This is a genomic window from Streptomyces hirsutus (genome assembly GCF_001418415.1).
Lineage (GTDB): Bacteria > Actinomycetota > Actinomycetes > Streptomycetales > Streptomycetaceae > Streptomyces > Streptomyces hirsutus.
In genome coordinates this window covers 1-11276 of sequence record NZ_LIQT01000278.1, presented here as the reverse complement: position 1 = coordinate 11276, position 11276 = coordinate 1, and the positions used below count along the sequence as shown (strand labels likewise).

Sequence of the window (11276 nt, the reverse complement as noted above, 5' to 3'; positions counted from 1 at the left end):
AACAGATGGAAGCCGACGGCGACGGCTCCGGCGCCCCGACCGGCACCGGAAAGCCGGCAGTGACGGTGGGTTGAGACGAGGCACGGACCGATAGGGGGCCGAGCGTGACGATACTGGAGAGCATCAGGCAACCACGCGACCTGAAGGCGCTGTCCGAGGCGGAACTCGGTGAACTGTCCGAAGAGATCAGAGAGTTCCTGGTGCACGCGGTGGCCGGGACCGGCGGTCATCTCGGACCCAACCTGGGTGTGGTGGAGCTCACCGTCGCCCTGCACCGGGCCTTCGAGTCACCCGTCGACCGCATCCTGTGGGACACGGGTCACCAGAGCTACGTGCACAAACTCCTGACGGGCCGTCAGGATTTTTCCAAGCTGCGCGGCAAGGGCGGCCTCTCCCCCGAACTCGTCGAACTGTCCGCGCGGCATCGGCTCGTGGCCGTTGTCGAGGACAACAGCCGTGCGGCGGGCGTGGGTTCGGCCGTGGCGCTGGCGCTGGGCGACGCGGATGTCGATGTACCGGTACGGCGGTTCGGCATTCCGGAGCAGTTCCTCGCGCACGCCAAGCGCGGTGAGGTGCTGGCGGACATCGGCCTGACGCCCGTCGAGATCGCCGGCCGGATCGGCGCGAGCCCGGCCGTGGGCCGGGAGCGGCGGTCCCCGGGCGAACCGTCCGAGAAGCAACGGGAGCAACAGCCATGACCACTGCGGAGTCCACCCCGGAGCCCTCGCGGGCCGGGGACTTCGACCTCGGCGCGCTCCTGGCCGAGCGCGGAGCCGAACGCTACGAGCTGCACACCAGACACCTCAACCACCAGCTCCCGCGCATGCTGCACACCATCGGCTTCGACAAGGTCTACGAACGTGCCGAGGGTGCCCACTTCTGGGACGCGGACGGCAACGACCACCTGGACATGCTCGCCGGATTCGGGGTGATGGGTCTGGGGCGCCACCACCCCGTGGTCCGCAAGGCGCTGCACGACGTCCTCGACGCCTCACTCGCCGATCTCACCCGTTTCGACTGCCCGCCACTGCCCGGACTGCTGGCCGAGGAACTGCTCACCCACAGCCCTCATCTGGACCGGGTGTTCTTCGGCAACAGCGGCACGGAGGCGGTCGAGACCGCGCTGAAGTTCGCCCGCCGCGCCACCGGCAGGTCCAGGGTCCTGTACTGCGCGCACGCCTTCCACGGGCTGACCACCGGTTCCCTGTCCGTCAACGGCGAGTCCGGATTCCGGGACGGATTCGCCCCGCTGCTGCCCGACACGGCCGTACCCCTGGGGGATGTGGACGCGCTCGAGCGGGAGTTGGCCAAGGGCGACGTCGCCGCCCTCATCGTGGAACCCATCCAGGGCAAGGGTGTGCACGCGGCCCCGCCCGGCTATCTGCGCGCCGCCCAGGAACTGCTGCACCGGCACAAGGCGCTGCTGATCGCCGACGAGGTGCAGACCGGACTCGGACGGACCGGCGACTTCTACGCCTACCAGCACGAGGAAGGGGTCGAACCGGACCTGGTGTGCGTGGCCAAGGCGCTCTCCGGCGGCTATGTGCCGGTGGGGGCCACGCTCGGCAAGGACTGGATCTTCCGGAAGGTCTACTCGTCGATGGACCGGGTGCTGGTCCACTCGGCCAGCTTCGGAGGCAACGCCCAGGCCATGGCCGCGGGCCTCGCGGTGCTGGCGGTGATGGAGAACGAGCAGATCGTCGCGAACGTCCGGGCCACCGGGGAACTGCTGCGGTCCCGGCTCGCGGCCCTCGTCGACACGTACGAGCTGCTCGCCGACGTCCGTGGCCGGGGCCTGATGATCGGCATCGAGTTCGGCCGGCCGCGGTCGCTGAAGCTGCGCGGTCGCTGGGCCATGCTGCAGGCCGCGCGGAAGGGACTCTTCGCACAGATGGTGGTGGTCCCACTGCTGCAGAAGCACAGGATCCTCACCCAGGTCTCCGGCGACCACCTGGAGGTGATCAAGCTGATCCCGCCGCTGATCATCGGTGAGCGGGAGGTGGACCGGTTCGTGGACGCCTTCACCGCGGTCATGGACGATGCCCACGACGGTGGTCTGGTGTGGGAGTTCGGCAGGACACTGGTGAAACAGGCGGTCGCCGACCGGTGAGACCGTGACGTTCCGCAGGCCGGGCGCTTTTTGCCTGTGAGGCAAGCGATTTGCCTCACAGGCAAAGATGCGCCTGAATGGAGTCATGAGCTCCCCCGAGGCCGAGCCGGCGGCCGGACCGGCCGCCGCGCTCCCCGCGGTCGCACCGCAGCTGCGCGCCCTGAGGCGTCGGGCCTCCCTGACGCTGGAGGCCGCCGCCCGCGACGCGGGACTGTCGCCCGCCCATCTCTCCCGGCTGGAGACCGGGCAGCGCCAGCCCTCGCTGCCGATGCTGCTCTCCCTCGCCCGTATCTACGGTACGACGGTTTCCGAACTGCTCGGTGAGACGACCGCCGACCGCGAGGCGGTGACGCGCGCCGGTGACATGGAGCCGACCTCCGTGGGCGGTTGGACGTACCGGCAGGCCGGTTCCCCCGGGCGCGGGATGCAGGCCCTGCGGGTCCAGGTCCCGTACGGGGCCCAGGGCGACATCGTGCGGGTCCACCCGGGCGAGGAGTGGCTGTACGTTCTCAAGGGGCGGCTGCGGCTGCGCCTCGGGGACGCCCTGCACCGCCTCGCCCCGGGGGACAGCGCGCACTTCGACTCGCTGACCCCGCACCGTATCGCCGCCGAGGACCCCGACGGGGTCGAGCTGCTGTTCGTCCACACCCTGCTGCAGAGCCCCACGGCCGCCCTGTGCCTGGGCCCCACCCAAGGAGATGTGTCATGAAAGACCTGGAGGAGAAGTTTCCCCGCGCCCTGTGGGTGAGGCTGTTCGTCTACGTGGTGGTGGGGCACCTCTTCGCGGGGTTCATCTATCTGCTGTTCGAGCTGGGTGCGAAGCAGTAGTCCCCGGACGGACGCGGCAGGAGCCGAGTGATTCCGTGATCCCCCGGCCGAGCGCCTGCTCGGCCGGGGGATCACTCAGTCCAGCATGCGCTCGCGCAGCCGCTCCCGGTTCTCGGGGGTGAGCCCGAGTCCCTGCTCGAGGTAGGGGTCCACCCCGCCCCAGGTCTCCTCGATCGTCTCCAGCGCGGCCGACAGATACTCGGCGCGGGCGTCGAACAAGGGGTCGAGCAGGTCCATGACCTCGGGGGAGTAGGCCGAGGCGGAGGTGCCGCTGCGGCGCACCTTGTAGCGGCGGTGCGCGGCGCTGGACTTCAGGTAGTCGTCGTAGATCGCGTCCCGTTCCACGCCCAGCGCGAGCAGCGTCACCGCCACCGACAGGCCCGCGCGGTCCTTGCCCGCCGCGCAGTGCATCAGCGCGGGCACACACTCCTCGACGAGCGAGAGCAGCACCTGGGAGTGCTCGGCGGTGCGTTGCCTCACCGTCATGCGGTACGAGACGATCATCCGCTCCGCCCCCTTGCCGCCGGCGAGGATCGAGCGGAGCTGGTCCAGGTCCCCGTCGCGGACCATCCTCCAGAACTCGGCGCCGTCGGCCGGGTCGCTCAGCGGCAGGTTCACATTGCGCACGCCGGGCAGTTCGATGTCCCGCCCGTCCAGCTTGTGGTCGGCCGCGTTGCGGAAGTCGAAGACGGTGTGCAGTCCCAGGGAGGACAGGAAGGCGGCGTCCTCCTCCGTGGCGTGCGCGAGGTGGCCACTGCGGAACAGCACCCCGTGCCGCACCCGGCGGCCGTCGACGGTCGGCAGACCGCCCACATCACGGAAATTGCGCACTCCGGTGAGCTCGGGTTCGGTCGACGGGATCTGCTGCGTCACGGGGGCCCCTCTCCCACTCTGCGCCGCCGGCGCGTCGGCGGCGGGTGTCACCCGACGATACGACATGCCGAGCAGGGGCGATGAGGTGGCGACGGGGCCGTCGGAGTGGAGGCGGGTCCGTCCCGGGGAGCCCCGGTGCGGAGCCGCCGGCGCGGACGGACCCGTACCGGCCCCACGCCCCGACCCGACCGAACCGTCCAAAGATTCACCTATTGAGGAGATCTGTCCGTTTAAGGAGTTTCGCCATAACGTGCCCCTATAGAAGGGGGGATGGGAATGGGGTAGTGAGCATCGTCATAGAGGTGACGATGCGCTGTCGCCATGTTCACGTAATTCCGGCATTTCGCAAGGGGATTCGGGGGGTGTCGAAAATCCGGGGCGACTCTGGGTGATGGTTTTCAGGGCAATGGATCACGAAAACACACCTTCGGTCAGAAGATCGTGCTTGTCCCTTTGCGTCTCGGTCGCCTACGTTCGCCATCGATCCGGACGGACGCCTAATCCTGCCGCTGTCCGGAGCCTTCACCCTCTGACCCGTATATGGCAGGAGCGGGGGACCCACAGGTACGACTGCCTGTTCCGGTCTCCGGAACGGCTTGGGGTTAAGTCGCGTTCTCGACGCGGCCGGGCATCTCCAGTCCGCACCCGACAGCTCACCTCGTAGGCGCCGGAGAGGAAATTCGTCATGCCCGCAAAGGGTAAGCACCGCCGTTCCAGCGCTTTGCGTTTCACCCGTTCCATCGCCGTCGTCGGAACCGGTGGCGCCGCGCTCGCCCTGCCGTTTCTCGGCGCCACCGGAGCGAGCGCCGTCACTCCGCAGGCCGCCCCGGAAAAGGCCGTCCAGTCGTATTCCGTCGCCGGCAAGGCGTCTGACGGCGTGAAGGCGGACGGCGACAAGAACGGCGACGTCCGCACGTACATCGTGAAGGGCGGCGACTACCTGGCGAAGATCGCCGAGTCCGAGAACGTCGACGGTGGCTGGAAGCAGCTCTACTCCGACAACCGCGAGGCCGTGGGCGACGACCCGTCGCTCATCCACCCCGGCCTGAAGCTCTCGGTCGACGGCAAGGCCGCCGCGACCAGTGCGCCGAAGAAGCCCTCTTCTTCCGGGACGCCCTCTTCATCGGCTTCGTCGGCTCCGTCGGCTCCGTCCTCCGTGTCGAAGCCGTCGACGGCCGGCAAGGCCTCCGGGCAGTCCGCGCCGAAGTCCTCCTCCGGCTCGACCACCGCGAAGCAGGCCGCGACCACTTCCGGTTACAGCTCGCCGGTGCCCGGCGGCGGCCTCGGCACCGCCTACAAGGTGGCCGGCAGCATGTGGTCCAGCGGCTACCACACCGGTGTCGACTTCGCCATTCCGACCGGCACCTCCCTGAAGGCCGTGGGCGCGGGCACCGTCGTCTCCGCCGGCTGGGCCGGCTCGTACGGCAACCAGGTCGTCATCAAGCTGAACGACGGCTACTACGCCCAGTACGCCCACCTGTCCTCGCTGTCCGTCTCGGCCGGTCAGACGGTGAGCGGCGGCCAGCAGGTCGGCCTCTCGGGCTCCACCGGCAACTCGACCGGTCCGCACCTGCACTTCGAGATCCGCACCACGCCGCACTACGGCTCGGACCTGGACCCGGTCTCCTACCTCCGCGGCAAGGGCGTCTCCATCGGCTGACCCCCGAGGCAACCTGCCTGACGCGCCGAAAGGCCGGACCCCGATCCCCGGGTCCGGCCTTTCGGCGCGTCCGGTGTGCTCGGTGTGCTCATAAAGGTGGAGGGGTGGGGAGTACCGGGGGGTGCTGGGAGTGTTCCGTGCGTCACGTTGCTCGCCGGTCAACGCCCCTGCCCGGAGGGCTATTCCGGATTGGCCGATGCTTTGCGAGTGGCTTATCTCACCGTCCGTCAATGCCTTCCTACGGTCGCGTAGGTCACATTCGAAGGTGAATCATGTCCGGTTGTGGCAGACGATTCGAAGAATGACAGCAAGGCAGTGATCGGGTCGTACGTGGCGGTGGGGGACAGCTTCACCGAGGGCGTCGGCGACCCCGGTCCCGACGGGGCATTCGTCGGCTGGGCCGACCGATTCGCGGTACTTCTCGCCGACCGGCGTCCCGAAGGCGACTTCCGGTACACAAATCTCGCGGTGCGCGGAAAACTGCTCGACCAGATCATGGCCGACCAGCTTCCGCGGGCCGTCGAACTGGCCCCCGCACTGGTTTCCTTCTGTGCGGGCGGCAACGACATCCTGCGTCCCGGCAGCGACCCGGACGAGGTGGCCGAGCGTTTCGAACGGGCGATCGCCGCACTCGCGGCGGTCTCCGGCACGGTTCTGGTGACCACCGGGTTCGACACCCGTGGCGTGCCCGTACTCAGGCACCTGCGCGGCAAGATCGCCACCTACAACGGGCATGTGCGGGCCGTCGCCGACCGGTACGGCTGCCCGGTGCTCGACCTCTGGTCCCTCAGGAGCATCCAGGACCGCAGGGCCTGGGACACCGACCGGCTGCACCTGTCGCCCGAGGGGCACACGCGCGTGGCGCTCCGCGCGGGACAGGCCCTCGGCCTGGACATCCCGGCCGACCCGGAGCAGGCCTGGCCCCCGCTGCCGCCCCGCGGCAACCTCGACGTCCGGCGGGACAACGTCCAATGGGCGCGCGAGTACCTGGTGCCGTGGATAGGGCGCAGGCTGCGGGGGGAGTCTTCGGGGGACCACGTGACGGCGAAGGGCGCGCTGTCCCCGGACGACATCAAGGAGCGCATCGCCTCGGTGGCGTGACGCGGGGTGGGAGGGCACGGGGTGGGGGAGCGCGTGTGGGCACGGCCCGTGCCAGGGGTGTCCGCGTTCCAGGTTCGGCGGGCCCGCCCGGACAACTCCTCCTGCTCCGGCCCCCTCCCGGGCCGGTGGGACCCGGACACCGGGACCCGAGCACCGGGACCCGACCGCGCGGGCGAAGGCGGCGACCACCGGCTTCTCCTTCGTCGAGAAGCGAGGGAGCACGTGCACGGCTCCGGGGCGCTTTCCGGTCGGTGAGACAGCCCGGCGTCGGGCCGGCCACACATAATGGAATGCCTGACCGACTCCACTTGGAGGCATTGTGGCCGGTACCCGTTCCCAGAGCCCCGGGCTCCGTGCGCTACGGCCCGCGGCCTTCGGTGCGGACCCCACCGGTGAGCGCATGGCGCGTATCCGCAGGTCCCCGCCCTACCGGGACGGCGTGTTCCAGAACCCCGAAGGTCCCACCCGGCTCCGGCCCCCGGGCTCGGCCCGGGACCTGGCGAAGACCTACTTCGACAAGGACACCCGGTCCCGCCGTGCCCCGCACGGCGCCCTGCCGGTGCATGCCACCACCCTCGCCGACCTGGCCCGCCCGCCCGCCTCCGGGCTGCGCCTGACCTGGATGGGCCACTCCAGCGTGCTCGCGGAGATCGACGGGCGGAGGGTGCTGTTCGACCCCGTGTGGGGCGAGCGCTGCTCCCCGTTCCCCTTCGTCGGCCCGAAGCGGCTGCACCCGGTACCCCTGCCGCTGGCCGCGCTCGGTCCGGTCGACGTCGTCGTGATCTCGCACGACCACTACGACCACCTGGACCTGCCCACCGTCAAGGCGCTCGCCGGCACGGACACGCTGTTCGCCGTACCGCTCGGTGTGGGCGCCCATCTCGAGCACTGGGGCGTGTCCGCCGACCGGCTGCGCGAACTGGACTGGCACGAGGCGACCGGGATCGGCGGACTCACCCTCACCGCCACCCCGGCCCGCCACTTCTGCGGTCGGGGCCTGCGCAACACCCAGCACACCCTGTGGGCCTCATGGGTCGTCGCGGGCGAGGAGCACCGCGTCTACCACAGCGGCGACACCGGCTACTTCGACGGCTTCAAGGACATCGGCGCCACCCACGGCCCCTTCGACGCGACGATGATCCAGATCGGCGCGTACTCGGACTTCTGGCCCAAGGGGAACTCGGACCCGATTCCGGGACCTGGCTCCTGGCCGGAGATCCACATGAATCCCGCAGAGGGTCTCCAGGCCCACCTCGACCTCCAGCAGGGCCGGCCGGGCGGGGTCCTCCTGCCGATCCACTGGGGCACCTTCAACCTGGCACCGCACCCGTGGGCGGAGCCCGGCGAGTGGACGATGGCTGCGGCCGACGCGGTCGGGCAGCCCGCCGCCTTCCCCGTTCCGGGCCTGCCGTTCGAGCCCGCCGGGGAGTTGCCGGCCGAACCGTGGTGGCGGGGCGTGGGACACGTCCCGAGCCGCAAGTGGCCCCTGCCCGACCCCGTCAAGGACTCCTCCCACGAGGGCCTGGACCTGGTGGGGGAGGGGTGAGCCTTGGCCTTGATCGCTACGGTGAGTGATATTTTCGTGAGGCGTACACAGGGCGGGGAGGGCTTCCGAAGGGTCCTCCGGTAGGGCGGCCGGGCGGAACATCGAGGGCCGGGGAGCTTTGAGCTCCCCGGCCCTCGATGTTTTCCGATGACCGCCTCTGACCAGGCTGGATCGAGGATTGACTGTTCTTTGACGAGTGAGTGACGGGTTTATCGGTCTGTCGTACGAAGCCTCATACCAGAGCGGGATGCTGTCCGTGTGAGTTTGTCAACTGACCACCGCACGTGATGCGGTGGTGACTACGGTGAGTGTCGGTCGGGCGACGCATGGCCGACGCCCTCGGCCTTCCGCGGCGCCCCCGACCGGTACGGCGACACCACGACGACACCCGTCGCTCGGCGCATCGCGCCACGGGGTCGCGCCCATCAGATCGGATCAGGGAGCGGGGACCGGTACGTGCAGGCAGAAGGCGGACGAGGGAGAGGACGGGGTGACACACCCCGCCGCTCGGGCCCGGCCGGCGCCTCGGGCGTGACCAGCGGGTCGCCGGCAGCCGCGGCTGCCCCGGGCGGGCCGTCGGCCGGGGCACGCGCCGGTGCCGACAACGGGCGTCCGCCCGCCGCGCGCGGCGACGAGCCGCGCGGAGCACGGAACCGGTCCCGCGCGCCCGGCGGCCGCGGCTTCACGCGGTCCCCCGGCACCCAGGACCGACGGACCAGTTCGAGGACACCCATGCCCGATCTCCGCGCTCCCGCCGGTCCGCCCTCCCGCACCGACCGGCGGGAGGGCGGACGGCACGGACGCCCACCCGCCCGGCCCGCCCTCGCGTACCCCGAGGCGCAGATACGGCCCCAGTTGCTGCGGCTCGCCGTCCTGCCGCCCGTGGCGGTCGCCCTCAGCGCCAGCGCCGCCGTGCTCTTCCTCGTCCGCTCCACCGGCGTACGGCCGGGCGCGACCCTGTGGGGTGTGCTCGGTGGCGCGGTGTCGGTGACCCTCGCCGGCATCGTCATCGCCGCCGTGGCCGCCGACCGCGCGGCCCGGTCCGTGCACGACCGCGTCGAGAGCCTGCGCCGGAGCACGGCCCGGCGCGAGGCCGACCTGCGTGCTCTCGTGGACACCCTGCGCCGCGGCGACGGCCCGCCACCGCGCACGCAGCCGGGCGGGACACCCCGGGACGCCGACGACTTCGACCGGCTCGCCGCCGACCTGTCCCGGGCCCATGACAGCGCCGTCACCGCCGTCGTCCAGGCGTCCCAGCTCTCCAGCCAGGCGGGCAGCGAGCAGAAGCTCGAGGTGTTCGTCAACCTGGCCCGGCGTCTGCAGTCCCTGGTGCACCGCGAGATCTCCATCCTCGACGAGATGGAGAACGAGATCGAGGACCCCGACCTGCTCAAGGGCCTCTTCCACGTCGACCATCTCGCCACCCGCATCCGCCGGCACGCCGAGAACCTCGCCGTGCTCGGCGGGGCCGTCTCCCGGCGGCAGTGGAGCAACCCGGTCTCCATGACCGAGGTGCTGCGCTCGGCCATCGCCGAGGTCGAGCAGTACTCACGGGTCAAGCTGGTGCCGCCGATCGACGGCACCCTGCGCGGGCACGCCGTCGCCGACGTCATCCACCTGCTCGCCGAACTCGTCGAGAACGCCACGCTGTACTCCGCGCCGCACACCCAGGTGCTGCTGCGCGCCGGATTCGTCACCTCCGGGCTCGCCGTCGAGGTCGAGGACCGCGGGCTCGGCATGCCCGTGGACGAGCAGGAACGGATGAACGCCCTGCTCGCCGACCCGGACCAGGTCAATGTCGCCAGCCTCCTGGCCGACGGGCGCATCGGCCTGTACGTGGTCTCGCAGCTCGCGCGGCGGCACGGCATCCAGGTCCGGCTCCAGAACAACATCTACGGCGGAGTCCAGGCCGTGCTCGTGGTGCCGCAGGCACTGCTCGGCGCCGAGCAGTGGTCCTCGGGACCGGGCGCGGGCGAGGGCCGGCCGGCCGAGGGCGACGCGGGACCGGGCCCGCGGGACGACGGCGGGCCGACACACCGGCCCGCGCATGCCGTGCCCGCACCCGGGAGCGCTCCGCTGCCCGGCCCCGCCGGGTACGGGAACGGACCATGGCCGCAAGAGCCGCAGGCAGGCACCGGTCCCTACGCCGGACCCGGCCCGCAGGCCCGACCCGACATGCGGACGGGACCCGATGCGGGGACGGACCTCGCGCAGCAGACCGGATCCGGCTCGCTGCCGGAGCCCGGGAACGGAACGCCCCTCCCCCCGGGCTCGTCCCCCGGCGTGCCGGCGGCACGGCGCCACGACCAGGCCGGCGCCCCGGCGGCCCCGGCGGGCCCCGGCGGAGTGGCGCCGCCCCTGCCGCTGCGCGGCGCCCGGGCGGTGCGGCCCAATCCGGCCGAGGCCGTGCCCGGCGTCACCCCGGACGACCGGCAGACCCTCGAGGAGAGCGGGATCGGGACCGCACCCCTCACCCCGCGCAGCCCCACCGTGCGCGGCACCATGGGCAGACCCCGACTGCCCCGCCGCCGAGCCCAGGAACACTTGGTGCCCCAGCTCCGCGACGGTCCCACGCCGCGTCAGGACACCGACCACGTCGTCGGGCACGACCCCCACCTGATGGCGGCCTTCCGGCGGGGCGTCAGTCTCGCCGAAACCCAACAGCACATGGAAACCGACCACATGGGCGGCGACGACCTGGACCGTAACGACCCGGCCCACGACGACACGAGGCACGACGACATGGGCCGTGTCGAGACAGGGAGCGTCGACACGGGCCGTGGTGACACGGCCGAGGACCACAGGACGGGCGACCACTTGGTGGGCGACTACAGGGCGGGAGGCCACATGGCGCCCGTGTCCATGCCGCCCTCGTCGCCCATGGGCGAGCGCTTCGGCCCCACCGCCCATCCCACGGACGCCCATCCCCTGGACATCCCCTATGCGGACGCCCACCTCATGGACCCGTACCACACGATCAAGGCTCACACGACGGAGTCCCCCACCGTGGAGTCCCACACCGCCGACGCGCGTCCCCCGCATACGGCGTCCCAGGAGGCGCGCGGCGGCCACGACGGTGTGCCCGCGCCCCGCACCGACCACCACCCCACCGCACGGCACGACGGGAGCGCACCCGCCGGATGAGCACGCCCGCACCC

At 71.2% G+C, this 11276-nt stretch carries 9 protein-coding genes and 1 riboswitch; of the genes, 8 read left to right on the top strand and 1 reads right to left on the bottom strand.

Annotation, left to right across the window (positions count from 1 at the left end):
- The first annotated feature begins 104 nt into the window (after nt 1-104).
- The 4 genes from AOK11_RS46225 to AOK11_RS20955 all read left to right on the top strand — a co-directional run bounded on the left by AOK11_RS46225 (nt 105) and on the right by AOK11_RS20955 (nt 2938).
- Nucleotides 105-698: a 1-deoxy-D-xylulose-5-phosphate synthase N-terminal domain-containing protein gene (locus AOK11_RS46225; RefSeq protein WP_055595268.1), complete on the top strand. Its 594-nt coding sequence runs from the start codon at nt 105-107 to the stop codon at nt 696-698.
- Nucleotides 695-2110 carry an aspartate aminotransferase family protein gene (locus AOK11_RS20965; protein ID WP_055595267.1) on the top strand — a complete coding sequence of 472 codons (1416 nt, stop codon included), beginning with the start codon at nt 695-697 and terminating at the stop codon, nt 2108-2110. The genes AOK11_RS46225 and AOK11_RS20965 overlap by 4 nt, the downstream gene beginning before the upstream one ends.
- Nucleotides 2111-2195: 85 nt before the next feature.
- Nucleotides 2196-2819: a helix-turn-helix domain-containing protein gene (locus AOK11_RS20960; protein WP_055595266.1), complete on the top strand. Its 624-nt coding sequence runs from the start codon at nt 2196-2198 to the stop codon at nt 2817-2819.
- Entirely contained in the window at nt 2816-2938 is a 123-nt protein-coding gene (locus AOK11_RS20955; protein WP_055595265.1) for a DUF6126 family protein, read from the top strand. Before AOK11_RS20960 ends, AOK11_RS20955 begins: the two co-directional genes overlap by 4 nt.
- A 75-nt stretch (nt 2939-3013) precedes the next feature.
- On the opposite strand, the gene AOK11_RS20950 is transcribed toward AOK11_RS20955, so the two are convergent.
- Nucleotides 3014-3811, bottom strand: coding sequence for a tyrosine-protein phosphatase (locus tag AOK11_RS20950; protein ID WP_055595264.1), 798 nt, complete (start codon nt 3809-3811; stop codon nt 3014-3016).
- Between the two features lie 517 nt (nt 3812-4328).
- A riboswitch (cyclic di-AMP (ydaO/yuaA leader) is annotated at nt 4329-4493 on the top strand.
- Nucleotides 4494-4496: 3 nt separating this feature from the next.
- On the opposite strand from AOK11_RS20950, the gene AOK11_RS20945 reads away from it, so the two are divergent.
- The 4 genes from AOK11_RS20945 to AOK11_RS20930 all read left to right on the top strand — a co-directional run bounded on the left by AOK11_RS20945 (nt 4497) and on the right by AOK11_RS20930 (nt 11262).
- A complete protein-coding gene (locus AOK11_RS20945) occupies nt 4497-5471 on the top strand; it encodes a M23 family metallopeptidase (protein WP_055595263.1) in 975 nt (324 codons plus the stop codon).
- Between the two features lie 315 nt (nt 5472-5786).
- Nucleotides 5787-6572, top strand: coding sequence for an SGNH/GDSL hydrolase family protein (locus AOK11_RS20940; protein WP_055595262.1), 786 nt, complete (start codon nt 5787-5789; stop codon nt 6570-6572).
- 319 nt (nt 6573-6891) lie between these two features.
- Nucleotides 6892-8118, top strand: a complete 1227-nt coding sequence (locus tag AOK11_RS20935; protein ID WP_055595261.1) for an MBL fold metallo-hydrolase — start codon at nt 6892-6894, stop codon at nt 8116-8118.
- A 732-nt stretch (nt 8119-8850) separates the two neighbouring features.
- Nucleotides 8851-11262, top strand: coding sequence for a sensor histidine kinase (locus AOK11_RS20930; RefSeq protein ID WP_055595260.1), 2412 nt, complete (start codon nt 8851-8853; stop codon nt 11260-11262).
- Nucleotides 11263-11276: the final 14 nt, after the last annotated feature.

Bases quoted from the DNA above. Each gene is read 5' to 3' on its own strand.
- AOK11_RS20960 (WP_055595266.1), top strand. From the start codon at position 2,196: ATGAGCTCCCCCGAGGCCGAGCCGGCGGCCGGACCGGCCGCCGCGCTC.
- AOK11_RS20955 (WP_055595265.1), top strand. From the start codon at position 2,816: ATGAAAGACCTGGAGGAGAAGTTTCCCCGCGCCCTGTGGGTGAGGCTG.
- AOK11_RS20965 (WP_055595267.1), top strand. From the start codon at position 695: ATGACCACTGCGGAGTCCACCCCGGAGCCCTCGCGGGCCGGGGACTTC.
- AOK11_RS20945 (WP_055595263.1), top strand. From the start codon at position 4,497: ATGCCCGCAAAGGGTAAGCACCGCCGTTCCAGCGCTTTGCGTTTCACC.
- AOK11_RS20930 (WP_055595260.1), top strand. From the start codon at position 8,851: ATGCCCGATCTCCGCGCTCCCGCCGGTCCGCCCTCCCGCACCGACCGG.